Raw genomic sequence first — 22,990 nt, 5'->3', positions numbered from 1 at the left:
GCGGAAAATGATGAATTATGGCGACGTCTCGCTTCAGAACCAGTTTGTGCTCTGGAAGTAGGCGCCGAACTGATCGAACAGGCCCACGATGATGGCGTAGCGCGCCCCTTTGCCGGCGAAGGTGAGGAAAACAAAGATGGGCAGACGTATGCGCATGAGGCCGGCGATAAAGGTTAACGCGTCGCCGAATAACGGAGCCCATGCCATGAGCAGGGACCACACGCCATAACGTTGAAACCAACGCTGCGCGGGGCCCAGATTTTTCTCCTTGAAAGGAAACCAGCGTCGGTCTTTGAAGTGCAGAAGATAACGTCCCAACACCCAATTAACGACGGAGCCAAGGGTATTGCCGACCGTGGCGAACACCCACAACAAGGCTGGATCGTGGCCAGTGGCGAGTAGGCCGGCGAGCATGATTTCGGAGTAGGCGGGCACCAGCGTCGCCGCCAGAAAGGCGATGAAAAACAGGCTGAAGTAAGCTTCCACCACTCGCGCCTATTGGGAGTACACGCTGACTTCGACCAGATTAAGGTCCGGATCGTTGAAATAGACGGAAGTAATCGCGCCCATGGCGCCACTCTTGGTGACCGGGCCTTCCAATATTTCGACCTGCTCCGCTTGCAGGTGGGCGATGACGTCTTCCAGTTTCCACTGGGTAATCAGGCACAAGTCTCCGGAGCCGACGCCCGCGCGATTGCGGGTTTCCTGTCCCAGGGTCTGCAGGTTGATTTTCTGCATGCCGAATTTCAATGCGCGGCGTCCCGCGGCGAAGGTGACAGGCTCCATCTGCAGGACGCGCTGATAAAACGCAACGGAACGCTCAATGTCCGCAACGGTGAGAACAATATGGTCGATATGGCTGATCATCCGAAAAATATCCCGTTTTAAGAATTTTCAGAATCTATATGCTGGATTTGTGAAATCGGTGAGTCAATCTTTTGGAGACAAAAGAATTCTGGCTCTTACCAATTTTGTGGAAGGGAGTATAATCGATCTCCTAATCGTCGTTCGGACCGGGAAGGGCCGGCGACAGAGTTGCGCGGGAAAGGCCTCTGCGCCTCCCGCAGTGAAATCAGGAATAAGGCTAAGGAAGCACGCGCGACCAAGGCCGCATAGTTAAACATGGAAAGGGAGAGATCATGCAGTCAGGAGAAAGAACTACCGGCATGGTGAAATGGTTTAATAACGCAAAGGGATACGGTTTCATTGAAAGCGCCGAAGGCGATGTGTTTGTACATTACAGCGCCATCAGAAAAGACGGCTATAAAACGCTGCGCGCAGGCAGTCATGTGGAGTACGAAGTGCAGCATTCATCCAAGGGCCTCTTCGCGCAGGAGGTTAGCAGCTCGGAGTAAGTCAGCCGCTTAACTTCTATCTTCGCCCGGATAAAGAAAGGGGGTGCCTGACGCTCCCCCTTGTCGTATCTGGCTTTCACTGATTAATCCACCAAGATGCGCATTAAAGTGAAAGCAAGAATAAGCTCACATTTACTTGCGGAAGCATCTCCGCATGCCCAGTCCCAGCAGACCAGTCATGAACAACGCCAGCACGGAAGATTCGCTGACAGGCGTCGGCGGCTCAATACGCAGGCTGGTGGTGATATTGAAGTTGGACTGAGTGGTGTGGCGCTCAGCGAAAAAGATGTCGAGGTCGTAAACGGTATCTTCCAACAGGCCCAGGCCCAGCAAGTCCGAACCGGAGAAATGGCCATTGGCCGGGCCGTGCACGCCGCCCAGATCCATCACCAGTTTGCCGTTGATAAACACCCACAGGTCGTCATCACCAGTGAAGTCAAACATATCCATCTCTTTGAAGGAGGTTTTGCCTTCCAGGTGCATGGCGAAGTGATAGTTGTGGCTGCGTCCTTCATTGCCGGACAACTCGCCGTCGATAGGGAAGAATGTGGAATCGCTGTACGAATACATGCCGCTTCCGTTGTCCGCCAGATTCAATTCCACGGATTTAGAGCCATGGGAATCGCTCCACCAGTTATCGAAGCTCGCTGCGCTTTGCACACCGCCGTAGCCGCCAGTTCCAATGTAATCAGGTAGTCCGTCTGAGCCCAGCGTGGAAGCCAGCATACCTCGTGAAAGACCGCTGATGGCGTCTTCGAAGTCGGCTTCAGAGGCGACGTGATCGTAAATGGTTCCGGTCAGCAGATAGGCTTGTGCAGCTCCGCTTAGAGAAAGCGCCAGAGTGGCTGCGATAAGGGTGGGATACTTACTCGGCTTCATGCCTTTATCTCCTTTCTGTCATTTATCAACATCAATGTTGCTGACTTCCGTCAACGAAGCGGGATACAGCACAAACTAGGCCGAAAAGCCTAAACAGGTGTAAATCCAATGGACTGTTACATATGGGCGTGAGGCGGAATGAGACGAGTTGTAAAATATTTCGACTCTCTTCGCCACTTTACTATTCAATTCTGTAAGTGCTGGGTGGATAACGCTTTTTAGTCTCGGTCCGGCGCGCCGAGAGGGAAGTTTTTGCGATAGGGACGGGCTTCCTCCACGGCTCTGGCGAAGGAAGGACGCGCCAGCAGACGCTGTCTGTATGCAATCAAACTGGTGTGTTCGGGCGGAATTGCATATGTCCAATCAGCGTAAAAAAGAGCGGGCGCCGCGGCGCAATCCGCCAGGGTGAACGTATCCCCCGCCGCCCATTCACCTCCTTCCAGGGTGGCATTCAGCCACGCATACGCCTTATCCAGCTTTTGCTTAGCCTCCGCGACACCTTGTCGATCGTGAGCGCCTTCTTCCCGCATGTGGTCATACACCAGCTTCTGCATGGGCGTCATGACATAGTGATCGAAAAAGCGATCCATCATGCGCACGGGCAGGGCGGCTTTGGGATCTTTGGGTATTAATGACGCAGGCCCCGGATAATACAGATCCAGATGCTCAATGATCACACTCGACTCCACCACCGTTTTCCCCTGATCCACTAACACAGGGAACTGCTTCATCGTCCAAAGCGCTTCAAGCCGTCGCCAGGCGTCGGCGTCGTCATGGGCGACCAGACAAAACTCAAACGGCGTCTGGTTTTCGTAAAGCGCGGTTAACACTTTCTGGCAGTAAGAAGAAAAAGGGTGTGCGTAAAGCTGGAGAGACATAATCGATTCCTTAGTGATAAACGTGTAGCTCAAACCGCCGTAAGAATTCGGCGAAGTGTAAATCCTTGTCGTTTGAGCTTAGCTGGAATCGACAGTGGTTTTATGGCGAGATCTATACTCCTGAGAAAATTATTTCTCTTAATAGACAAAAGAACTTCATGCAGAAAAAATTGTACTGTTATCGTGCAATTGGATGATCGAACCTTTCTATTATCCATGGTTAGAATTGGTTCCAGAAGTTATCTAAGATAAGTCTTTACTGAGGTCCTCATGGCTGAGTTACTTTTGTACGATGGTAAGCAATTGCATTGGAAGGACCCGGGCGATGGCGGCGCGCCTGAGAGCTATAAAGCTACTTCAGGAATGAACCATCCTAGTATTGGTAACTTTCAATCAACCGCTCATGTTTGCATTGAAGAACATGGACCCGTGCCTCCCGGGATTTATACCCTGAAGTTATGGATGGACTCATCTCCGGCAAGTATTGACCCCAAAACTTGTGCTCTCCAACCATCATGGAAGATCCAAAGCATACCAAGAGGGGCAGCGGCGAAAACACCTTACTTGGATTGCGAGCCTTATGTGGCAAATTGGGGATTGCATAGAGTTAGGTTTGAGCCTGCAGATAGTGCAACTAAAGCCGCTTGCGCTCCTATTTTTCGAGGAGGCTTCTACTTACATGACTCAGTCAAAGGTTTCTCGCATGGCTGCATTGAAGTGGAAACACGGTTCTTTACTCGTTTAAAAAAGTACGCATCAAAAGGTTTTAAAGAGAGTATGAAGCTAAAAATTGCGTATGCTTATACTTCAACCTATGGAGGAACCAAGGCTCTTCCCTGATAGCATTAACAGGGCCGCATTGGAGAAAGGATAATGAGTAAATACATACGAATAATTTTTCTATTCATGTCCATAGGTAACATGGGAGCTTGTCAGGCCAATGGGCATCGGGCGGATCTCTCCATTGAACGGTTCCAGTTTTCGAATAAATTGGAGGCGTGTCTTGAACTTAAGCCGGCGCAGATTCAAGAAGACGGTGACCGCATAACACTGCTTGCGGATGTCACGCTGCATGACAGCATCGCCTCCTGTACCTGTATGAGTGCGCTTATTAACTATCAGGTGATGGATGAGTTTGAGGTGGATGGCGTCAAGATTGAGAATGAACTGATACGGGCATTTAAAAACACGGCGCTAATCGAGGAGAAATATTTAAGCTTTATTATCTCAACTGAGCCTGATTATGAGTTTAAAGGGCATGTTTCAGTTCGAATCAGCTGTCGACCTGCACTGTGATTTGCATTAGGCGTGCGTAATCCTGGGGAGTCATCCTTTCACAATCAAATAAGCCCCAGTCCCCACAAGTGCACCGCCTGCTACGGTTTTTGCCGCATTCGCCATGGGGCTGTTAATAAATCTGGCGGCTATCTTTTGCGCCAAGAGGGCGTAGAGAAGCTTTACACTGCCTACGGCAAGGACGGTGATCGCTATGATGGTGGTTATGTCTGGCGCGGTCAGTGACGACATGTCCACGAAGACAGGGAACAGGCTTGAGTAAAACAGGATGGCTTTAACATCCCCCAGCGTTAGCAGCAAACCTGCGCTGAAACTGGTCGCCAGACGAGATTTTGCAGGCGCTGTAAATCTAAGGGTGAGGGTGGATCGCGAGCGGATCAGGCTGAGTCCAAACCAGATCAGATACGTGCCCGCGAGATAACGGATGATCAGAAAAAGCCCTCCCAATGTGTCCGCCAGGGTAGTCATACCCAGAATCGCCAGACAGACGAATATCAAATCACCACACACCACGCCTGCCGTCACCGCGGCGCCATGAGCAAAGCCGGACACGGATGAACGGGCGACCACCAGCGCCACGCTGGAGCTGGGAATCGCCGCCAGGGCGAGCATGATGAGACAAAGACTGAGCGCGTTGAGTGCCTCCACAAGATTTAATCCTCTCTGCTGGCGACGAAAAATGAGCTCTGGAAAAGAATAACCGACTCCTCCCTTGACCTGTCTATAACTTCATACCTCAAAGTAGCTTTCGTCGGCTGCGCAGCTGTACGTTTTTCACTGAACTATCGGGAGATGAATCATGAGCGATACTGTGATGAATAAAGCGCAATGGGTGGAAGTTCTGCGGGCGGCGGGGCTGGATGAAGACGCGATGCGGCGTTGGCATCGGGAGTTCGAAGCCCGGTATCCGGAGGCGCACCAAAGTCTGCTGGAATGGCTGGGGATTTCCGCGGAGGAAATAACTCGCATCCGGGCCCTGTAGAATCCTGACAAGAAACACAAAGCGGTCGTTATGACCGCTTTACTGAACGATAAAACAATGAGGCGGATGGATGTACACCATTGGTCAGATGGCGCGTAAATTTGGCGTATCGCGCAGCACGTTGCTGTATTACGACTCAATCGGACTACTGAGTCCCAGCGCCCGGAGCGAGGCCAATTATCGTCTGTATTCCGAGGCGGATTTCAGCAGAATGGAGAAAATCGCGTTTTATCGCGAAGCGGGATTGCCGCTGGAGAATATTGCCGACGTGCTGGCGCAACCCCATGATGGCGTGCAGGACATTCTTGAACAGCGCCTGCAGTCGATCAACCGGGAAATACAGCGTTTGCGCGCTCAGCAGCAAGTGATCGCCAGTATACTGAAGAGCGAGCGAGGGCGTAAGAAGTCCCGTATTATCGACAAGCAGGGCTGGGTCGCCATGCTGGCGGCGGTAGGACTGGACGAAGCGGCCATGCGGCAATGGCATGTAGAGTTTGAATCCATGTCGCCGGAAGCGCATCAGGATTTTCTGGAATCTTTGGGAATCCCGGCGGAAGAAATCAAAACGATTCGGCATTGGTCGCGCAATGGAGGATAAGTCCGACGTTGTTCGAAACTTAAAAGGAATCTGTAAGGAAGTTGCATGTACGAAGTAGTTGAGAAAGTGGCGGAAGTGGATGACTTCATGCGATTACGTCAAATCTCCGGTTTGAGTCCAAGACCCCGAGAGGCGGCGGTGAAAGGGCTGCCGCGCAGTTTGTTCGGCGTATGCGTGATGCTGCAGGAAACCTGCGTCGGCATGGGGCGGGTGGTTGGCGATGGGGCGCTGAACTTTGAGATTGTCGACGTCGCTGTGGACCCCGCTCATCAAGGCAGAGGTCTTGGGAGTAAAGTGATGGAAAGCATCATGGCGTACTTGCAACGGGAAGCCCCGGACGGGGCTTACATCACGCTGATGGCGGATGTGCCGGAACTCTACACCCGCTTTGGTTTCAAGCTGACCCGTCCCGGCAGCGAAGGCATGTATATCGTCAAAGGACGTTAGCCTGTCTACGCTGGATAATCTTGGGCCTCAGTTAGAGGCCTGTTTCATATCCGGTTTTCTTGCCGCCATATGCTTCAGGTAGGCGATGAGATCGTCGATTTCCTCGTCTTCCCAGATGTTGTCTTTCACCCATACCATTTTCATATCGGACCACTTGCGCACGGAGGTGGGGTCTTTGATGAACTGCTTGAGCGCCGTTTCATTGAAATACTCTGTTGGATTCATCGGCTGGTTCAGGTCCGGTCCCAGTTTCGCCGCGCCTTGGCCATTGATCTGATGGCAGTGCATGCAGCGCGCTTTGTATACCTGAAAGCCTTTGCGCGCAGGATCGTTGGCGGCGAGATGTCCGGAAGGCAGAAGCGCCGGGAAGATGCGTGCGAAGTCGTCCTCCACGTCCAGCGAACTCAATTGATAGGGCCAGAATTCAGGTGGAATAGCGGACTTCTCCGGGTTGCTCCACACCAGATAGAAAGGCCCGGCGCTTTGTTTGGACGTGTTCGCGCCCTTGGGTAATGGCGGCCACTTCTTATCATCGGGCTCAATCGCCAGATAGGCGCGGGCGGCGTCAGGATTGTCATTGAGCAGGTACTTCTTCTCCAGCACGCCAGAATAGCCGTCGAGGCAGGTGAAAATGAGTACGGAGGCGTCGGTCAGGTCTATGTCTTGCAGCAGCACGGAGATGGGAACGGCGTTAATGGGGAAGTCTTGGTCGGGATAATTGAGAAGGGGGATATTGAGCACTTGTCTGGCGGGATGGTTCAGTAACTGGCTTTTGCTCCAGTGCGCCTCCTTATCCCCGGCGCGGATGGTGAACCCCGCTTCGCTCCTGGCGTAACTCAGCGAATGCAGCGCGGCCAGCAATACGCCCAGAATTATCGGCAAAAATGATTTGTTCATACTTGATCCTATTATTATTTAATTATGCTTCCTGAACTTGAGGTTGCGCGGCGGACACAGCAGGACCGACCCGAAGGCGCCGGCGCAGAGCTAAAATTACTCGTTAACAGGCTGATAAACAAGATGAAAAAGTCTGTGCAGGGGAAGGCGTTGGCAGGCGATAATCTGGCTGTGTCGAGGCGTGATTTCGCAGCCTGATTACGAACCGGGCGGTGGATAAAGGCCGGCGCTGGGGCCGACCTGATGAGCGTCAGGCGTTAGCGACTTTCAGCAGGATTTCCCGGAACTTGCCATGCTCGCCGTTATTGAAGTTCTTGGCGTTATCCAGCAACCCATTGACCATTTTGTCGCTGGAGTGGAACAGATAACTCTGCTTGCCAATGTATTCCGCCGCGAAGGTTTTCAACGTATCCACGTACTTCACGCCACGGTCAAACTCATACTGAGAAATCACATAGCCGTTATCGCGGAACATATTCAGGAAGTGCATCTTGTCGCCGCAAATGCCGCTGTTCAGCGTGAAGGCGGCGATCAAGGCGGACTTGTCCACATAGCCTTCGAACCAGTCCTTGAAGCGGATGGGGTTCTGATGCACGCCGCGGGTTTTGCCCGAGCCGATGTAAACATTCCAGTGTGAGCGCGCCTCTTTGCAGAAGTGGCGGATATGGGCGATTTCACGCAAACGCAAGATGAACAGCGTGACGGTTTCCAGACAGGTGAACACCAGATTCATCACCGCGCCGGTAATGCCGCCGATGATAAACGTGGAGGCGGAAAACGCGCCTTTGAGCGCATCGTAAAGACCCGCGCCCATGCCTTTGCACATCTGCATGCGCAGGGCGCCGCAAATCACCTGGGGATGACCTTCCAGCACATTCACGCCACGTCCGCGCCACCAGGTGGTGACCGCTGTGACGGCGTGATCGGTGGTGTTCACCAGGCCTTTGAATACGTCCATACTGCCCGCCACGTAAGGGGCGGCGGAGGAGGCGAACTTCACGACAATCGCCTTGATGACCGTTTTGATGGCGGTCATGGACAGCGATACCTTATCCTTGAACTTGGACTTCAATGCATCAATCAGTTTGCGGCAATAGTCTTCGATCCAGTGCAGGGCTTTCATGAACACATTACGACTGGCGCCGGTCTCCGCCAGGTATCCGGACCCTTCCACCGCTTCGATGATCTTCTGTCCAGGGAGCATGACGTAGCCCATGTTCACACGTTTGCTGGTCAGACTCTGGGCCGCTGCGGTGTGGCCGTGGGACGTGAGGATTTCCGAGTGCATGCGCATGCCGGCGGAGGCGATATTGATGGCTCCTGCGGCGAAGGCGCTGATCAGCGTGTCGTGCAAATGTGTGTGAGACCAGAGGTAGACGGCTCCCAAACGGGCGTGGTCCAGATCGCGTTGATAGACCTTTTTGAGGTCGTTCAGCTCAGGGCCTTGTCCGGCCATTTTTTTACTGAGCTCTTCGATGGCGCCGTGTCGGTTGCGCACGCTGTTACGCCATTCGCCGTTGGGACCCTTGCTCTTCTTCCACTCTTCCAGTTTCTGATTCAGATACCATCTTTCGGCGCCGCCGCCGAACATCTCGTAGGATTTGATGTGGCTGTCCAGCTGTTTAAGGAGGCGACTGCGTGGCTTGCCCGTGGCTGCAGTCCGCTTCATCCATTCGTCGTACGAAATTAAATCGCTAGGCATTATTTAGTTCTCCTTATTTAATGCTGAATGCGCGATAACTCGCCCGCCGGGGAGGGGACCCCGGTTAAAGGCGCTAATTTTCAAGACGCTCGAATCAACCGTACCTGACGCTCAAGACTGATCAATAACTGCTGGACCGACTACACTTTGCGGCTGGGCGCGGTCCGGTATGGCGAAGAACTCCCGCTCTGTTCGGCATGAGATTGGATTACCAGAGCGATGCGGACTTCCGCATACCGTCCGGCGGTTCAGTTCCTTTGCTGCGACAAAACGCTGTGATCCAACACCGTTGGTTTTCCTAAGTATTTATTAAGGAAAAACATAGAGTTCAGTTATCTGTCGCGGGACTAATCCGTCGTTGTTTCGAAGGTAGCAAACTTGTTTTGGCTGGAGAACTAGGTATTTATACACCTGTTTCTTAAATCCGTTGAATATAGGCGGGTAAGAGACTTATAAGTAATTGTTGCTTGGTCTTATGGGTTAGACCTTTAAAGGGTGTTTGGTTCTTGTCGTACTAATGAAATATACCTGACTAATTAACTTTTTATTTAATTAGATGTTTCTTATTTAAAAGTTGTATTTCTTATTAAGTTGCTGTTATTAAATTATTTTTGTATTTATGTCCATTTTTCGTGATGGCTGAAAATGCTTGGCGTGGTCCATTCTTTGTCTGACCAGAAGCCTAAAGAAAGAATGAGAAATTGAATGTGAGAATAGACTTTCACGAAGGCGAGATCAGGGATGAATTAGTTATATATGTTTAATGTACAAATGTGATGCTTGTCACATTGTGGCGGTGGGTTTCAAGTCTGTTTGGAGAGTGGCGATGAATGTTTCGTTTTTCCTAAAGGAAGTCGCTTTTTTTAACCGCTAGAAGTAGCGGCGTCGCCAGACGGACATATTCTCCGTCTGACCAGGCCGCCACTGTATTCTACGCTTGAGTACGGCGCACTTTCCGCGGCGTTTCCGGTTTCACTTTGGGCCGATAAATGTGGGCCTGCGCGGCGTCGTAGAGATAGGACTCATTGAAATCCTCGCTGGCCAGCACCCTTCCCACCAGAATCAGCGCCGTACGGGTGATTTTGGCGGCGCGCACTTGCTCCACGATATCCGCGAGCGTGCCCAGGATATGCTGCTGATCCGGCCAGCCCACCCGATAACAGACGGCGACGGGACAGTCTGCGCCGTAATGTGGCGTCAGGTCCTCGACAATCTGATGCAGGCGGGTGACGCCCAGATGTATCGCCAGTGTCGCGCCATGTTGCGCCAGGGAGACGAGATTCTCCCGCTCGGGCATGGGGGTTTTGCCTGCGTAGCGGGTCAGGATGACGGTCTGGGAGACGCCGGATAAGGTCAGCTCCTTGCCCAGCAACGCGGCGGCGGCGCTGGTGGAAGTGACGCCGGGAATGACGTCAAACGGAATCGCCAGCGCTTGCAGGCGACGAATCTGTTCGCCGATAGCGCCATAGATGGATGGATCGCCGGAATGAATCCGCGCCACGTCCAGCCCTCGCGCATGTGCGTCGACGATCAGTTGTAGAATTTCATCCAGATTCAGAGGCGCGGTGTCAGTGATTTCCGCCGCAGGGTCCGCCTGCGCCAGGATTTCCTCCGGCACCAGCGAGCCGGCGTAGAGAATGACCGGGCAACGTTGAATGAGGCGCTGTCCCTTGATGGTCAGCAGATCAGGATCGCCGGGGCCGGCGCCGATAAAATAGACGGTCATGACGCGACGCTCTCTGGTTGGGTGAGCTTGCGGGCGTAGCCTCGCGGCGTATACACCCACTGTTTGTCGCCATTTTGGAAGCAGCGGGTGGCGCTGCTGCCCACCAGCACCAGGGTCAGCATATCCACTTGCTCCACATCCAGCTCCGCCAGCGTACAGACGCTGACGCGCTCGTCCTGACGGGTCAGGTTGCGCCCCAATATCACCGGCGTGTCGGCGGGACGCCGCTGCATCAAGAGTTCCTTGGCGCGGGCCAACTGCCAGCGGCGCTTGCGGGATACCGGGTTGTAGAAGGCGATAACGAAATCCGCCGCCGCCACGGCGCGAATGCGGGTTTCTATGGTTTCCCAGGGCGTCAGCAGATCGGACAGGGACACCGCGCAGAAGTCATGACCCAGCGCGGCGCCCATGCTGGCGGCGGCGGCCTGCATGGCGCTGACGCCGGGCATGACCTGAATGTCGACCTGACGCCAGTCATGATCGTCCGCTCCTGTTTCGGCGCCGCTGAGCTGACGCTCCAGCAGCTCGAACACCAGGGTCGCCATGGCGAAAATGCCGATGTCTCCACTGGAGATCAGCGCCGTGGGCTTGCCGGCGGCGGCCAGATTCAGCGCCAGCCGGGCGCGCTCGATTTCCTCGCCCAGAGGCAGGTCGTGCAACGTTTTATCCCGGGTGCGCTCACCCAGTAATTCCAGATACAGGCCATAAGCCACCAGATCGCTGCTGGCGGCGATGGCCTGCTCCACCTGGGGGGTGATCATCAATTCCGAACCCGGACCGGAGCCCAGTACGTAAAGTCGTTTCATGTTTCTGTCTTGCGCGGTAAATAGCTGCGGGCGACTGCGCACGTGGCGCGTCGGTTCTTGTGTTTGGGTAAAGCCAGCTCGGCGGGCGCGCCGCTCAATTGGGCGGCGGAGGCTAGGGCGGCGGCTTCCGCCACCCCGTAAACGCCGGTTTCCCTGAATACGATGTCGGACTTCTGCGTCAATTGTCCCTCGAACGCGGACAAGTGCGCGGGACTCCAGGTCTGATAGGTCCAGTTGCGGCGGCGGGCGAGTTCGATCAGGCCGACTTCATCCGCTTTGATATCAATGGAGGCGAGAGTTTGAATCTGCGATGAGATCAGTCCCACCTGGGCGAGACATTGATCCGCCAACTCTTCCAGCGCCTCCAGCGGACAATGCCGCTCACAGCCCATGCCCAGCGTGTACACCGGCTCCAGATAGGGCTGCGCGGTGGTCAAGACCAGTTGGGCATTGAGGCGTTCCGCGATCTGGCGTCCCCATTCGTTGGCGCCGCCTTCATGGCCGGAAAGCAATGGAATGACGAAGCGTCCACCTTCATCCAGCACCAGCACCGGTGGGTCCCGATATTTGTCCTGCAATACAGGCGCGAGCGTGCGCACCACAATGCCGGCGGCGCAGATAAAAATCAGCGGCTCGCCCTGCTGAAACAGGCTCTGCGCCGTTTCCTGAAAGGGAGTGGGCTTGTAATGCAGCGCCATTGGCGTGGGCGACAGGACCTGCAATCGCTCCGCCAGGGCGCGACCGGCCGGGGTCAGGGCGATTATCGCCGTCATGACGTTCCCTTGCGGCGACATACCAGAAACAGGGAGAAGTAAGGGCCGGGCTCGTCATCAAGCGTAGTCACGTCGCGCACGACGCGCTGCTGCGTCTGAGTCAGGTGCTCCAGATACACGGCATCTCTCGTGCGGCCGGTGGCGGCGATCAGTTCCAGTACGCGGCTGCGTTTGCGTCCGCCTTTGAGAATCGCCAGATTATCGAAGCGGGACAGCGCGTCGAGCAGTTCCGCATCCGGGCAACGGGCGCTGATCACCGCCAGATTTTCATGCTGCAACGCCAGAGGCAACAAGGTGACGGCGGAGGCGGCCTGGGGCGAACTGATCCCGGGGATGGCGACGCAGGGATACTTTGGCGCGAGGCGCGCCAGCAGATAGGCGAAAGAGCCGTAAAACAGCGGGTCGCCTTCGCACAGAAACGCCAAATCCTGCCCCTGATCCAGCAAGCGGGCGATGCTGGCGGCGGCTTCATCATAAGCCTGCTCCGCCTGACGTCGATCACTGCACATTTCGATGCGAATCGGCAGTTGCGTTTGCGCCTCAGTGCGCAGATGTGGCGATGCGATTTGCTTGGCCAGGGAATGGCCGTCGCTATTGACGATGTATGCGAGCGCATCCGCCTGCTGCAGACGGCGTACGGCTTTCAGCGTCAGCAGCTCCGGATCGCCAGGACCGACGCCGACGCCGAAAAACACGCCGGTGGAAATGGGTGTCGTCATGAAGAAAATGTCCGTTTGCTGAACTTGACCAACGTGACCGGCAATTGCGGCCGCATCAATAATTGTCCCGCCAAGGTTTCCCCTCGGCTGACGGCGATCTGCGTCCATTCGGCGTCGCCGTCCTGTATGTGCGCCTGAAACTGTTGCAGGCGGCTTTTGCTGTCCTCGGTGACCGCGCTGGCCACCAGGCGTCCGCCAGGGGGAAGTTGTTCCCAGCAGTGGCGCAGCAGCGTATCCATCTCGCCGTCGCTGCCGCCGATAAACACGACGCTGGGGCGGGGCAGGTCCGCCAATGCGTCCGGCGCCCGGCCCGCGACCACGTGCAGGTTGCGCACGACGCCGAAATGTTCGCGGTTGCGCTGCAACTGGCGCAAGCGCTCTTCGTGGCGCTCGATGGCGTACACCTGTCCCCGCGGATTCCAGCGCGCCCACTCCACCGCCACGCCGCCGCAACCGGCGCCGACGTCCCAGCCGATATCCTCAGCGCAAGGCTGTAGCAAAGACAGGATGCACAGACGCACTTCACGCTTGCTGAGCATGCCTTTGCCGGGCTCGCCGTCAGTATGGAAATCCTGGTCCGCCATGCCGGGAAATTCAGGCAGGACGCCGCCTGGCCCGGCAGTCTGCAACAGCGTCACATGCAGGGCGTGGACGTCCGGTGGTGAAGCGAGCAGTTCCGCAACGGAAAACTTGCGAATGCGTTGTTCGGGGTAGCCCAGTTGCTCGCACACCCACAGCGTCGAATCCCGCATCCCCCATGCCTGCAAGGCCTGGGCGATCGCCTGAGGATGACTGTGCTGGTCCGTCAGCAGCGCATAGCGGCGGCGGTTGCGCAGCTGGGCGCGCAGGCTGGCGAAAGGGCGACCGTGCAGACTGATCACCTGCATGTCATGTTCATCCAGTCCCACCTCATGACAGGCGGCCTGGACGCTGGAAATCTGCGGATAGAAGCGCAGTTGCGATGGCGGGAAATTGCGGTTGAGCCAGTTGCCGACGCCGAAAAACAGGGCGTCGCCGGACGCCAGCAGCACAATTTCCTGTCCGCTATCGCGGCTTAACAGTTCCTGCAATCTGCTGAAGGGCGAAGGCAGCGGCGCAGTGCGGCCTTGGGACGGGTAGCTGGCCACGGTGTGCAACTGTCGCTCCGAGCCAATGATTAGATCGGCGCGACGCAAGGCATCCTGGGCCGGGTCGCTTAACAGCGCGCGTTCGCCCACTCCCAGGCTGATGACATGCACCAAAGGGTGGTGCAAGGCGGACTGATGCATCAGAAATAGATTCCCCGGCTGATGCGCAATAACGCGTTGAAGGCGGAGGCAGTGAGGGCGCTGCCGCCCTGTCGACCCAGTAAAACGATCGCTTGCAAACCAAGTTCGCCGCAGTGACGCCAGAGCGCGTCCTTCGATTCCGCCGCGCCCACAAAGCCCACCGGCATGCCGATGACCAGCGCCGGTCTGGGAGCGCCGTCGCGCACCATTTCCAGCAAGCGGAACAAGGCGGTAGGCGCGTTGCCGATCAGCACGACGCTATCCGCCAGCAGAGGACGCCATAACTCCAACGCCGCCATGCAGCGGGTTTCGCCACGAGCCTTGGCCAAATCCGGCGTTTCCGGCGCATTCAAAAAGCAGTGGGCGGGTGTTTCCAACATGCGTTTGGTGAGGCCGTGACGGACCATTTCCACATCGCATAACACCGGCGCGCCAGCGCGAATAGCGGCGAGTCCGGCGTCCACCGCCCCTGACGTAAAGCGCAGTTGCGTCATGATCTGCGGATCGCCGCAACTGTGGATCAGACGCATCGCCACCTGGGCTTCGTCCTGAGTCAGTGAGGTCAGGTCAGTCAGCTCACGAATCTGACGGAAACTTTCCTGCTCAATAGCCAGAGGATCTTTTTCGTAGTCGAAGTGCATAGCCCCTCAGGATTTCGCCTCTTCTTGGTCGTGGCTGTGATCGTGATCATGACTGTGGTGATGGCCATGATGTCCATGACTGTGATGGTGGTCATGATGATGGTGGTGATGACTGTGATCGCCATCGGTGCCGATGCCGCGCACATGGTGATGATGGCCTTCCTGCGGCAGACCCACCTTGTGCTCGTTGCCGACGATCTGCACCCGGTACTGACACATCTGGCAATTCATATTGGGGCTGCCCTTTTCGATCTCTTCCAGGCGATCGGCGAAGGTGTCGAGAATCAGCGGGTGGTCATTGAGGTAAGGCGCTTTCACCACTTTTACGTCGGGATATTCGGACTGATAGCTGTCCGCCCAGTCGTAAATTTTTTTCACCAGACGTCCGGTAAACAGGAAGTAGGGAAAAACGATGACCTGTTTGAAGCCCAGCCCGTGGGCGCGCTTCAACGCATCGGGAACCAGCGGCGTGGTGACGCCGCTGTAGCAGGTGATGGCCCAGCCGAAGCCCATGCCTTCCTCCAGCATGCGCGTGATTTTGCTGATATTGGAGTTGGCGTCTGGGTCGGAGGCGCCGCGTCCCACCACCACCAGCAGGGTGTCCTGACGGGAGTAACCCTCGCCAAACTCCGGCTCCGCCTCCTCAATGCGGTCGCGGGCGGCGCGCAGCATATTGGGGTTAACCCCCAGCTCGGCGCCGTAGTTGATGCTGACGCCTTCGAACTCTCTTTGCAGGGTGTTGAGCTCGCTGGGAATGTCGTTCTTGGCGTGGCCCGCCGCCATCAGCATGCCGGGAATGGCGCTGATGCGGGTGGCGCCCTGCTTCACCAGTTCATCCACGCCGTCGGCGATGACCGGGCGGGCGAACTCCAGAAAACCGGTGGCGCAAAGGCGGTCCGGAAAGCGTTCGCGAAAATGTTTGGTCAGCTGATGAAACTGCTCCACGGCTTCGTTATCGCGAGAACCGTGCCCGACGAATAAGATGGCGGGTTTATCGCTGTTAGACATGATCGTTTTCCTCTCGTGTGCTGTCGCGGGCGCAGGAAGGCCCGCTATCAGAGTGTTTGTTATAGGTTTGATCCAGTGGGCCAAGCGGGAGCGTCATGGCGGCGCAGTGCTCAATAAAGCGCTCCAGATCGTCAAATTCCCGTGTCGCCCTGGGTGTTGGCGGACGCCGCAGCATGAACACCGGCAAGCCGCGCTCTGCGGCGACTTGCAGTTTCGCCTCAGTGGCCGCGCCGCCGCTGTTTTTGCAGACCAGGGCGTCCACGCCGAAGGCGTCGAACAGATTTCTTTCTTCTTGCAGCGCGAACGGCCCGCGCGCCTGTATGAAATCAATATTGTTGCGTGACGCCAGCGTACCGGGCGCCGGCAACGCGGAGCGAATGAGCCAGCGCTGCTCCGCCGGCAGGCCCAGAGACTCCGCCTGCGCCAGCAATGGAAAGGCGCTGCGTCCCAGGGTGAAAAACGGTCGTCGATAATCTTCAAGTCGGTGCAACAGATCGTCGCCGCCGTCTGTTTCAATCCAGCGATCCTGTGGTCCCGGCCGCCAAGGCGGACGTTGAAAGCGCCAGCAGGGAATCTCGCGGAGCCGCGCCGCACGGACGGCGCTGGAAGAAATCGTCGCGGCGTAAGGGTGAGTCAGGTCCGCCACCGCCGTGATCTGATGGTCGCGGAGGTAGTTCGCCAGGCCGCTGACGCTGTCTTCGCCGAAACGCGCAAAGCCGCCGCTGATAATCGGGTAGGGGGCCTCGTGGCGCTCCAGTAGTCCCGCGAGGCTGTAAACCAGCGGAACGCCCTGAGCGTGCAGTCGGTCTGCGCAGAGTTTGGCGTCACGTACGCCGCCAAGTATCAGCAAAGTCATAAGTCTTCTCCCGCGTAGGCGCCCACCGGCAGGCCCTGACGATCAATCGCCACCACTTCCAACTGCATGCTGTTATGCATGGTGTAGGCGGCTTTTTCCCAGGCGCGACGGCAGATCAGATCGCCCAGGGGCAGGTCGCCGGCCAGACGCAACGCCTCGATACTGGTATTGGCGGCGCGCATGGCGGCTAAAACGTCCGGCGCGGCGCCCAGGGATTCGGCGGCGTCGGCGATGAAGCCCAGGTCTATTTCCGAGGCTTTGCTGTGCAGGTCCAGATGTCCGCAGGCGAGTTTGCTGATCTTGCCGAAGCCGCCCACGATGGTGAGCCGGCGCAGCGGTGAGCGGCGCAGATACTTCAACAGGGCCCCGGCGAAGTCGCCCATTTCGATCAACGCCATGTCCGACAGGCCGTACTGACGGCGCGCGTAGTCTTCGCTGGCGTTGCCGGTGCAGGCGGCGATGTGCTGGTAACCGTTGGCGCGGGCCACGTCCACGCCCTGATGGATGGAGGCGATATAGGCGGAGCAGGAAAACGGCCGCACAATGCCGGTGGTTCCCAGGATGGAAAGTCCGCCCACGATGCCCAGACGCGGGTTCATGGTTTTTTGCGCCAGGGCGGCGCCGTTCTCCACGCCGACCGCTACATCAAAGGCGCCGTTGTAGGCGCACTCGTCCGCCAGTTCCAGCAGATGTTCGCGAATCATGCGGCGCGGAGTCGGGTTGATAGCGGGTTCGCCCACCGCCAGAGACAAACCATCGCGGGTGACCGTGCCGACGCCGTCGGCGGCGGAAAAGCGCACTTCTCCTGCGCCGGTTCCCAGGCTGGCGATGACGAACACCCGCGCGCCATGGGTGACGTCAGGATCGTCGCCGGCGTCCTTAACGGTCACGGCGTAAGCGCTGTGCAGGTCGAGGCGGCGGCACTCGGCGATGGGCAGACGTACTTTCTTGCCTTTCGGCAAAGTGACTTCGCATTCGTCACAGGATTTTCCGGTCAGCAGCAGGCGGGCGGCGGCGAGAGCGCAGGCGGTGGCGCAGGTCCCGGTGGTCAGGCCTGTGCGCAACGGCTGCTGGCGTTCGGGGCTCTCCCGCCACATGCCTCAGGCTTCCGTAGCGCCCGGCCGGAACAGGTTGGCCACGGCGCTGGGATTGGAAGGGAAGAACAGGTGCAAATAGGTGGCGGTCAGGCCCTTGCTGCGCACGATGATCTCGCCGGGAGCGGGATGACGCTGACGGCGGCCATAGGCGATGGGCGGCCGGGTTCCATGGCTGCGGGAGTGATGATGGGCGTGAGCGCGCACGTCGCCTTCCGGCAGCGGCGCCGTCTGCATGCCCTGGCAACCGCGTTTGGCGCGCATCTCCCCCGCGCCGGGAATCAGTCCGGCCATGGCGAAAATTCGATCCTGCTGATCGGTGAGCGTTTCCTGCGCATACAGCATGCCGCCGCATTCCGCGAGCATCGGACGACCGTCCATATAAAAACGTTTCAACGCCGCTTTCATAGCCTGATTGGCGGACAGGCGCTCGGCATGGAGTTCCGGATAGCCGCCGGGCAGCCACAGCGCATCCGCAGGCGGCGGCTCGCTGTCCTCAAGGGGAGAGAAGAACAGAACCTCCGCGCCCATCTCCTGCAACAGACGCAGGTTGGCGGCGTAGATAAAACTGAACGCCGCATCGCGGGCGACGGCGATGCGCACTCCTGCGAGCATGGGTCTGACAGCGGGTCGCAGCGCGGGTTTGAACCTGGCGGCGGCGGGCAAATTGGCCAGCGGAGTGTGGGCGATGGCGGCGGCGGCCTGATCCAGGCGCTGCTCCAGCCCTTGCTGTTCATAAGGTTGCACCAGACCCAGATGCCGCTCCGGCAGGGCGATGGCGTCATCGCGAAATATTCCGGCCAACAAAGGAACCTGCGAGGGCAGGCTCTCAGCGATAAGCGACAGGTGACGCTCGCTGCCGAGGGCGTTGGCGATAATGCCCACGCACTGAAAATCGCGTCGGTAATTGGCGAGTCCATAGGCCACTGCGGCGGTGGTCTGCGCCATACCTTTGGCGTTGATCACGACGGCGACGGGGAGATTGAAGCGGGCGGCGAGATCCGCGCTGCTGGGCTCGCCGTCCAGCAAACCCATAGCGCCTTCGATCAGGATCAGGTCCGCTTCGCGGGCGGCGCGATAGAGCTGGTCGCGACAATATTCCTCACCCGCCATCCACAGGTCCAATGGTTCCACCGGCGCGCCGGAAGCGATCTGCAAAATCTGCGGATCGAGGTAGTCCGGACCGGTCTTGAAGACACGCACTTTGCGACCCTGGTTGCGATGATAACGCGCCAGGGCGGCGGTGACGGTGGTTTTACCCTGGCCGGAAGCCATGGCGGAAATAAACAGAGTGGGACAACGGGCCTGCATCAGTGCGCTTTCTCCATCAATCTTCACTCATAGCTAATATTCGATTCCTGCTTGCGCCTTCACGCCCAGACGGAACGCATGCTTTTCATCCTGCACCTGACTGATGGTGTCGGCGATGTCCTGCAACTCCGTCGCCATGGTGCGCCCGGTGATCATCACGTTTTGATGCTGTGGGCGGTTTTGAAGCGCCTTTACCAAGGGCTCCACCGGCAGATAGCCGTACTTGACCATGTAGCTCAATTCGTCGAACAGTAGAAAATCATAGCTGCCGTCCGTCAGCAGTTGCTCCGCCAAGGCCCAGGCCTGACGGGCGGCGGCGATGTCCTGCTCGCGATCCTGGGTTTCCCAGGTGAAGCCGTGGCCCATGACGTGAAAGTCCACACGGGGATGATCTTTGAAAAACAGAAATTCGCCGGTGGCGTCTCTGCCTTTGATAAATTGAATCACCGCGCAACGGTGGCCGTGACCGAGGGAGCGCGCCATGGTGCCGAAGGCGGAACTGCTTTTGCCTTTGCCATTGCCCTTGAGCAGGATAAGCACGCCGCGCTCTTCCTGGGCTTGCGCAATGCGCTCGTCAATGATGCGCTTCTTGTTGGCCATGCGACGGCGGTGTTTTTCGTTTTCGTCCAGCATCATTCGTATCTCCGAGGCGTTAGTGTTCCAGGGCGGCGCGCACAGCGGCCAGCGGGGCGTAGGCGGCTCCGAGGCGTTGCGCCAGTTGTCGGCAGCGATTGAGTTTGACGGCGGCCTGCTCGGTATCCACCACCCACAGGGGCGAATCCCAAGTCAGGTCGTCCAGCGGATCGCGGCTGCGCCCGTCAGTCAGCAGCAACGTACGGCAGGTCAGATGCGGGTTGGCGCGGGTCTGTCGCGCCAGTAGCTGACGCGCATGCAGCAGCGCCTGTCGCAGCGGCGTACCGCCGCCAGCGGGAAGTTCATTGAGCAGGGCGGTGATATCTTTGGGGGCGCGTCGGCAGGGGATGATCCACTCCGTGCGCTGCGCGCCAAACGCCAGTACGGCCAGTTTCTCCCGCGCCAGGTAGGCTTGCCGCGCCAGTCCCAGAATCACCCCTTTCGCCTGCGCCAGCGCGCGTTGGCTCAGAGTGGAGGCGGAGGTGTCCAGCAAGACGCAGTTCAGTGTGTCGCGACCCTGGCGACGGGGCTGATAACGTATTTCGCGCAACCCGTCGCCCCGGTTGTCGGGATGGACGAGCGTGGCGAACCAGTCCGGACGTGAGGACGGCGCCTGCCGGTTGAGTTGCGCGCGACCCGGGGCGGCGCCTTGTCGTTGTTCCGCGCCGCTGCGCTGTGTGTCGCGACGAGAGGACGGAGAACCTGGCGTTGGGATCTCGGGCAGTTGTGGCGTCACCGGCTTGTCCGCCGCCATCAGTTGCGGCGGCATGCCCCCCCAGTCACCGGAGGTTCCAGAGGACGAAGACGACGATCCCCCAGAGCCGCCTGTATTCCCGCCGCCTTGTGAGGGGGGCGAACCGCCAGAAGACGGCGGCGTATCCTGGTGATTGGCGCGATGGCTAAGCGCGAACGACCGGGTCGCCGCCACGTCTTCCACGCTGACCTCGTCGCGTCCGCTCCAGGCGGCATGGGCGATGGCGGCGCGGCGCCAGCAAATATCCGCGCGCACGCCTTCTACGCCAGCGGCGAGGCATTGGCTGGCGATATCCCGTTGTATATCTGAAGGGCAGAGAACCTGTGACAGGCGCCCGCGGGCGGCGGCGATGCGGGTTTGCAGATCTTGCTGAGCGTCGCGCCATTGCGCCAGATAGGCCTCGCGGTCCTGTTCGAAGGCCAGACGTCGCTCCACGATAGCCATGCGCTGTTCAACGTCGTAGGTTTCATCCAGAGTGACGGCGAGACCGAAACGGTCCTGTAACTGCGGTCGCAGTTCGCCTTCATCCGGGTTCATGGTGCCGATCAGAATAAACTGCGCCGGATGGCTGTGACTGAGGCCGTCCCGTTCGACAAAGTTCACGCCCGAGGCCGCCGTATCAAGCAGGGCGTCCACCAAGGGGTCGGGCAGCAGATTGACTTCATCGATATAAAGCACGCCGCCGTGAGCTTTGGCCAACAGGCCGGGATTAAACTGCACGCGTCGCTCGCCCATGGCCTGTTGCAGGTCAATGCTGCCGATCAGGCGTTCTTCAGACGCGCCCAGGGGCAGGGTGACGAACTTGTCCGCCGCCTCCGGCAATAAATCCGCCAGTCCCCGCGCCAGCGTCGACTTGGCGGAGCCGCGCGGACCGCTGATCAATACGCCCCCCAGATGAGGATTGATGGCGGCGAGCAATAACGCAGTTTTTAGCGGTTGCTGGCCGACAACCGCGGCGAATGGGTAGGCGGCGAGAGCTGGCGGGGCGGCGACGTCCATTGACTCAGCGCGCCTGCCGCGCGACGTCCTGGCTGCTCCAACGGCGCAGGAACCAGGCGCAGGCCAGTCCGACGATCACCCAGAACAGCGCGTTGGTCAGGGTGGCGGCGGTGATGAATTGATGATGCAGCATCTGTAGCGCCTGCAGAGCCTGTGGGTTGGCGGCGGCGAACTCCGGCGCATTGGCGTGCGGCGCGCCGACCAAATGCGGAATAATCAGCAGAGGCAGTCCGCCCAGCTTTTTCCATGCCGGTGCGAACGCCAGCAAGGCGAAACCGATCGCAGTAACCAGGGCGGTGGCGATCCACCACAACTGGCGATTTTCCAGTGCGGCGGCCTGCATGCCGGGAATCTCCGGCGGCAGTCCCAGGGCGGGAGCGACAAAGAAAACGCCATAGCCCGCCAGTCCCCATAATAATCCCGCGCCCCAGCCTGCGCCGCCTTTGCCGCTGAGTCTGGCGGCGGTCATACAGGCCAGCATGAGCGCACTGAAGCCGATTCCGGCGAGCACGTTGGCAAGCAGGGTGTACAGGGTGCGCTCCAGACCGTCCTCTGGCGCCCAGGCGTCTTCGCCATGGTGATGGCCGCCAGATTCCGCCGCGCCGTGATCGTGCTCATGGGAGTGATGGGCGCCCGTCGCCGCGTGCTGGTGCTCCGCCACGGCAACGGGCTCTGGCGCTTCATCGCCTTCGTAGGTTTCCGCCTCCAGAATAATGCTGGTGACCTGGGAGTGTTGTACGGCGCTCAACAGCCCGCCAGCCAACAGGCCAACCAGCAGCGACGCCAGGATAATACGCTGAATCAACATGTCTCTTCCTCATGCAATGCGGTGTGACGTCGCTATGCGCGCAAGCGCCGCACAAGAGGTGCGGCGTCAAGTTAGACAGGCGAACGTCTGGCCCTGGCAGGGCCTCAGAATTCAGTAACTGTTAGTGACAGGGGAAAGCAAACGCGTGCCGGGTGTCGTGAGCGGCGTTGTGAGCCGCATCCATGGACAGAAAGCCCACTGCGAACAGAATCAGTCCGCCGAAGCACATGGCGCCGATAAGTTGTAGCGCTGCGTTATTGGAAGCCAGCAATGGAAGAGAGAGATTTTTAGTTTGCATGATCTGCGCACCTACCCGTACGAACTGCAGTGGATAAAGCAAGGCCGGTCTCCGGGCTTACGAAAGGTCGAAGCATTTTCGACACAACATTTGCGCCTTCCCATGTCAAAACTGACGACACAGTGGCGTTGGCAAATTACTTTCGATTACCGTTGCGGGGGCAGCACTGGATTAGCATATTGCGCACCAGATTTCCCGATTATCTCGTGGTCGAGCACCTTGGTCAGCGGGATATGCTATTGGCTGAACCCAGGGGAAGTCA

27 protein-coding genes and 1 riboswitch are annotated in these 22,990 nt (G+C 58.0%); of the genes, 6 read left to right on the top strand and 21 right to left on the bottom strand.

All coding sequences use genetic code 11. The features are described 5' to 3' along the window. Window positions 1-33 precede the first annotated feature (33 nt). Window positions 34-486: a YqaA family protein gene (locus EUZ85_RS00200; protein WP_127973942.1), complete on the bottom strand. Its 453-nt coding sequence runs from the start codon at window positions 484-486 to the stop codon at window positions 34-36. Between the two features lie 9 nt (window positions 487-495). Further along, entirely contained in the window at window positions 496-867 is a 372-nt protein-coding gene (locus tag EUZ85_RS00195) for a VOC family protein (protein ID WP_127973941.1), read from the bottom strand. Window positions 868-1,139: 272 nt separating this feature from the next. Here EUZ85_RS00195 and EUZ85_RS00190 point away from each other — a divergent pair, with 272 nt between their 5' ends. Continuing rightward, on the top strand, window positions 1,140-1,355 hold the full coding sequence (locus EUZ85_RS00190) for a cold shock domain-containing protein (protein WP_127973940.1): 216 nt from the start codon (window positions 1,140-1,142) through the stop codon (window positions 1,353-1,355). Window positions 1,356-1,487: 132 nt separating this feature from the next. Here the strand turns inward: EUZ85_RS00190 and EUZ85_RS00185 are convergent, their stop codons facing one another. After that, a complete protein-coding gene (locus EUZ85_RS00185) occupies window positions 1,488-2,234 on the bottom strand; it encodes a fibro-slime domain-containing protein (RefSeq protein WP_127973939.1) in 747 nt (248 codons plus the stop codon). Between the two features lie 218 nt (window positions 2,235-2,452). Next, window positions 2,453-3,112, bottom strand: a complete 660-nt coding sequence (locus EUZ85_RS00180; RefSeq protein ID WP_127973938.1) for a glutathione S-transferase family protein — start codon at window positions 3,110-3,112, stop codon at window positions 2,453-2,455. A 270-nt stretch (window positions 3,113-3,382) separates the two neighbouring features. Here EUZ85_RS00180 and EUZ85_RS00175 point away from each other — a divergent pair, with 270 nt between their 5' ends. Beyond that, on the top strand, window positions 3,383-3,952 hold the full coding sequence (locus tag EUZ85_RS00175; RefSeq protein WP_127973937.1) for a DUF2778 domain-containing protein: 570 nt from the start codon (window positions 3,383-3,385) through the stop codon (window positions 3,950-3,952). A gap of 33 nt (window positions 3,953-3,985) precedes the next feature. After that, window positions 3,986-4,408 carry a DUF2195 family protein gene (locus EUZ85_RS00170; RefSeq protein WP_127973936.1) on the top strand — a complete coding sequence of 141 codons (423 nt, stop codon included), beginning with the start codon at window positions 3,986-3,988 and terminating at the stop codon, window positions 4,406-4,408. Between the two features lie 30 nt (window positions 4,409-4,438). Here EUZ85_RS00170 and EUZ85_RS00165 read toward each other — a convergent pair whose 3' ends face one another. Further along, window positions 4,439-5,056 (bottom strand): LysE family translocator, encoded by a 618-nt coding sequence (locus EUZ85_RS00165; protein ID WP_241566912.1) that lies wholly within the window; start codon window positions 5,054-5,056, stop codon window positions 4,439-4,441. Between the two features lie 151 nt (window positions 5,057-5,207). Between EUZ85_RS00165 and EUZ85_RS00160 the strand changes: the two genes are divergently transcribed. From EUZ85_RS00160 to EUZ85_RS00150, 3 genes are all read left to right on the top strand, one after another. Then, a complete protein-coding gene (locus EUZ85_RS00160) occupies window positions 5,208-5,390 on the top strand; it encodes a hypothetical protein (RefSeq protein WP_127973935.1) in 183 nt (60 codons plus the stop codon). Window positions 5,391-5,460: 70 nt separating this feature from the next. Then, window positions 5,461-5,988, top strand: a complete 528-nt coding sequence (locus tag EUZ85_RS00155; RefSeq protein ID WP_127973934.1) for a MerR family transcriptional regulator — start codon at window positions 5,461-5,463, stop codon at window positions 5,986-5,988. 45 nt (window positions 5,989-6,033) lie between these two features. Then, window positions 6,034-6,435, top strand: a complete 402-nt coding sequence (locus EUZ85_RS00150; RefSeq protein WP_127973933.1) for a GNAT family N-acetyltransferase — start codon at window positions 6,034-6,036, stop codon at window positions 6,433-6,435. A gap of 27 nt (window positions 6,436-6,462) precedes the next feature. Here the strand turns inward: EUZ85_RS00150 and EUZ85_RS00145 are convergent, their stop codons facing one another. From EUZ85_RS00145 to EUZ85_RS00070, 16 genes are all read right to left on the bottom strand, one after another. Further along, window positions 6,463-7,332: a cytochrome c gene (locus EUZ85_RS00145; RefSeq protein ID WP_127973932.1), complete on the bottom strand. Its 870-nt coding sequence runs from the start codon at window positions 7,330-7,332 to the stop codon at window positions 6,463-6,465. A 250-nt stretch (window positions 7,333-7,582) separates the two neighbouring features. After that, window positions 7,583-9,034, bottom strand: coding sequence for a hypothetical protein (locus EUZ85_RS00140; protein WP_127973931.1), 1,452 nt, complete (start codon window positions 9,032-9,034; stop codon window positions 7,583-7,585). 931 nt (window positions 9,035-9,965) lie between these two features. Continuing rightward, window positions 9,966-10,760 carry a precorrin-4 C(11)-methyltransferase gene (gene cobM, locus EUZ85_RS00135; protein ID WP_127973930.1) on the bottom strand — a complete coding sequence of 265 codons (795 nt, stop codon included), beginning with the start codon at window positions 10,758-10,760 and terminating at the stop codon, window positions 9,966-9,968. After that, complete coding sequence (gene cobJ, locus EUZ85_RS00130) at window positions 10,757-11,566, bottom strand: precorrin-3B C(17)-methyltransferase (RefSeq protein WP_127973929.1); 810 nt, start codon at window positions 11,564-11,566, stop codon at window positions 10,757-10,759. The genes cobM and cobJ overlap by 4 nt, the downstream gene beginning before the upstream one ends. Continuing rightward, window positions 11,563-12,339, bottom strand: coding sequence for a cobalamin biosynthesis protein (locus EUZ85_RS00125; RefSeq protein WP_127973928.1), 777 nt, complete (start codon window positions 12,337-12,339; stop codon window positions 11,563-11,565). Before EUZ85_RS00125 ends, cobJ begins: the two co-directional genes overlap by 4 nt. Further along, window positions 12,336-13,058, bottom strand: a complete 723-nt coding sequence (gene cobI, locus EUZ85_RS00120; protein WP_127973927.1) for a precorrin-2 C(20)-methyltransferase — start codon at window positions 13,056-13,058, stop codon at window positions 12,336-12,338. Before cobI ends, EUZ85_RS00125 begins: the two co-directional genes overlap by 4 nt. Next, window positions 13,055-14,326 carry a precorrin-6y C5,15-methyltransferase (decarboxylating) subunit CbiE gene (gene cbiE / locus EUZ85_RS00115; protein WP_241566911.1) on the bottom strand — a complete coding sequence of 424 codons (1,272 nt, stop codon included), beginning with the start codon at window positions 14,324-14,326 and terminating at the stop codon, window positions 13,055-13,057. The genes cobI and cbiE overlap by 4 nt, the downstream gene beginning before the upstream one ends. Next, window positions 14,326-14,967 (bottom strand): precorrin-8X methylmutase, encoded by a 642-nt coding sequence (locus EUZ85_RS00110; RefSeq protein WP_127973926.1) that lies wholly within the window; start codon window positions 14,965-14,967, stop codon window positions 14,326-14,328. Before EUZ85_RS00110 ends, cbiE begins: the two co-directional genes overlap by 1 nt. Before the next feature lie 6 nt (window positions 14,968-14,973). Beyond that, on the bottom strand, window positions 14,974-15,975 hold the full coding sequence (locus EUZ85_RS00105; RefSeq protein WP_129498700.1) for a sirohydrochlorin chelatase: 1,002 nt from the start codon (window positions 15,973-15,975) through the stop codon (window positions 14,974-14,976). Continuing rightward, window positions 15,968-16,831 carry a precorrin-6A/cobalt-precorrin-6A reductase gene (locus EUZ85_RS00100; RefSeq protein ID WP_127973924.1) on the bottom strand — a complete coding sequence of 288 codons (864 nt, stop codon included), beginning with the start codon at window positions 16,829-16,831 and terminating at the stop codon, window positions 15,968-15,970. The genes EUZ85_RS00105 and EUZ85_RS00100 overlap by 8 nt, the downstream gene beginning before the upstream one ends. Then, complete coding sequence (locus EUZ85_RS00095) at window positions 16,828-17,928, bottom strand: cobalt-precorrin-5B (C(1))-methyltransferase (RefSeq protein ID WP_127973923.1); 1,101 nt, start codon at window positions 17,926-17,928, stop codon at window positions 16,828-16,830. The genes EUZ85_RS00100 and EUZ85_RS00095 overlap by 4 nt, the downstream gene beginning before the upstream one ends. 3 nt (window positions 17,929-17,931) lie before the next feature. Further along, window positions 17,932-19,236, bottom strand: a complete 1,305-nt coding sequence (locus EUZ85_RS00090; RefSeq protein ID WP_127973922.1) for a cobyrinate a,c-diamide synthase — start codon at window positions 19,234-19,236, stop codon at window positions 17,932-17,934. A gap of 33 nt (window positions 19,237-19,269) precedes the next feature. Next, complete coding sequence (cobO, locus tag EUZ85_RS00085) at window positions 19,270-19,869, bottom strand: cob(I)yrinic acid a,c-diamide adenosyltransferase (protein ID WP_127974626.1); 600 nt, start codon at window positions 19,867-19,869, stop codon at window positions 19,270-19,272. Between the two features lie 19 nt (window positions 19,870-19,888). Further along, window positions 19,889-21,622, bottom strand: a complete 1,734-nt coding sequence (locus EUZ85_RS00080; protein ID WP_129498699.1) for an ATP-binding protein — start codon at window positions 21,620-21,622, stop codon at window positions 19,889-19,891. A 4-nt stretch (window positions 21,623-21,626) separates the two neighbouring features. Continuing rightward, a complete protein-coding gene (locus EUZ85_RS00075; protein ID WP_127973920.1) occupies window positions 21,627-22,430 on the bottom strand; it encodes a CbtA family protein in 804 nt (267 codons plus the stop codon). A gap of 121 nt (window positions 22,431-22,551) precedes the next feature. Beyond that, a complete protein-coding gene (locus tag EUZ85_RS00070) occupies window positions 22,552-22,728 on the bottom strand; it encodes a CbtB domain-containing protein (RefSeq protein ID WP_083769893.1) in 177 nt (58 codons plus the stop codon). Window positions 22,729-22,752: 24 nt separating this feature from the next. Further along, window positions 22,753-22,965, bottom strand: a riboswitch (cobalamin riboswitch). Window positions 22,966-22,990: the final 25 nt, after the last annotated feature.

It is taken from the genome of Hahella sp. KA22 (assembly GCF_004135205.1).
GTDB lineage: Bacteria > Pseudomonadota > Gammaproteobacteria > Pseudomonadales > Oleiphilaceae > Hahella.
This window is presented reverse-complemented; position numbering and strand designations above follow the sequence as displayed.

Excerpts from the sequence above, each read along its gene's own strand:
- cbiE (WP_241566911.1), bottom strand. The coding sequence starts at position 14,326 with ATGCATCAGTCCGCCTTGCACCACCCTTTGGTGCATGTCATCAGCCTG.
- EUZ85_RS00185 (WP_127973939.1), bottom strand. The coding sequence starts at position 2,234 with ATGAAGCCGAGTAAGTATCCCACCCTTATCGCAGCCACTCTGGCGCTT.
- cobI (WP_127973927.1), bottom strand. The coding sequence starts at position 13,058 with ATGACGACACCCATTTCCACCGGCGTGTTTTTCGGCGTCGGCGTCGGT.
- cobJ (WP_127973929.1), bottom strand. The coding sequence starts at position 11,566 with ATGAAACGACTTTACGTACTGGGCTCCGGTCCGGGTTCGGAATTGATG.
- EUZ85_RS00160 (WP_127973935.1), top strand. The coding sequence starts at position 5,208 with ATGAGCGATACTGTGATGAATAAAGCGCAATGGGTGGAAGTTCTGCGG.
- EUZ85_RS00125 (WP_127973928.1), bottom strand. The coding sequence starts at position 12,339 with ATGACGGCGATAATCGCCCTGACCCCGGCCGGTCGCGCCCTGGCGGAG.
- EUZ85_RS00075 (WP_127973920.1), bottom strand. The coding sequence starts at position 22,430 with ATGTTGATTCAGCGTATTATCCTGGCGTCGCTGCTGGTTGGCCTGTTG.
- EUZ85_RS00195 (WP_127973941.1), bottom strand. The coding sequence starts at position 867 with ATGATCAGCCATATCGACCATATTGTTCTCACCGTTGCGGACATTGAG.
- EUZ85_RS00090 (WP_127973922.1), bottom strand. The coding sequence starts at position 19,236 with ATGCAGGCCCGTTGTCCCACTCTGTTTATTTCCGCCATGGCTTCCGGC.
- EUZ85_RS00190 (WP_127973940.1), top strand. The coding sequence starts at position 1,140 with ATGCAGTCAGGAGAAAGAACTACCGGCATGGTGAAATGGTTTAATAAC.
- EUZ85_RS00080 (WP_129498699.1), bottom strand. The coding sequence starts at position 21,622 with ATGGACGTCGCCGCCCCGCCAGCTCTCGCCGCCTACCCATTCGCCGCG.
- EUZ85_RS00155 (WP_127973934.1), top strand. The coding sequence starts at position 5,461 with ATGTACACCATTGGTCAGATGGCGCGTAAATTTGGCGTATCGCGCAGC.
- EUZ85_RS00110 (WP_127973926.1), bottom strand. The coding sequence starts at position 14,967 with ATGCACTTCGACTACGAAAAAGATCCTCTGGCTATTGAGCAGGAAAGT.
- EUZ85_RS00175 (WP_127973937.1), top strand. The coding sequence starts at position 3,383 with ATGGCTGAGTTACTTTTGTACGATGGTAAGCAATTGCATTGGAAGGAC.
- EUZ85_RS00180 (WP_127973938.1), bottom strand. The coding sequence starts at position 3,112 with ATGTCTCTCCAGCTTTACGCACACCCTTTTTCTTCTTACTGCCAGAAA.
- EUZ85_RS00140 (WP_127973931.1), bottom strand. The coding sequence starts at position 9,034 with ATGCCTAGCGATTTAATTTCGTACGACGAATGGATGAAGCGGACTGCA.
- EUZ85_RS00105 (WP_129498700.1), bottom strand. The coding sequence starts at position 15,975 with ATGTCTAACAGCGATAAACCCGCCATCTTATTCGTCGGGCACGGTTCT.
- EUZ85_RS00070 (WP_083769893.1), bottom strand. The coding sequence starts at position 22,728 with ATGCAAACTAAAAATCTCTCTCTTCCATTGCTGGCTTCCAATAACGCA.
- cobO (WP_127974626.1), bottom strand. The coding sequence starts at position 19,869 with ATGCTGGACGAAAACGAAAAACACCGCCGTCGCATGGCCAACAAGAAG.
- cobM (WP_127973930.1), bottom strand. The coding sequence starts at position 10,760 with ATGACCGTCTATTTTATCGGCGCCGGCCCCGGCGATCCTGATCTGCTG.
- EUZ85_RS00145 (WP_127973932.1), bottom strand. The coding sequence starts at position 7,332 with ATGAACAAATCATTTTTGCCGATAATTCTGGGCGTATTGCTGGCCGCG.
- EUZ85_RS00100 (WP_127973924.1), bottom strand. The coding sequence starts at position 16,831 with ATGACTTTGCTGATACTTGGCGGCGTACGTGACGCCAAACTCTGCGCA.
- EUZ85_RS00095 (WP_127973923.1), bottom strand. The coding sequence starts at position 17,928 with ATGTGGCGGGAGAGCCCCGAACGCCAGCAGCCGTTGCGCACAGGCCTG.
- EUZ85_RS00170 (WP_127973936.1), top strand. The coding sequence starts at position 3,986 with ATGAGTAAATACATACGAATAATTTTTCTATTCATGTCCATAGGTAAC.
- EUZ85_RS00150 (WP_127973933.1), top strand. The coding sequence starts at position 6,034 with ATGTACGAAGTAGTTGAGAAAGTGGCGGAAGTGGATGACTTCATGCGA.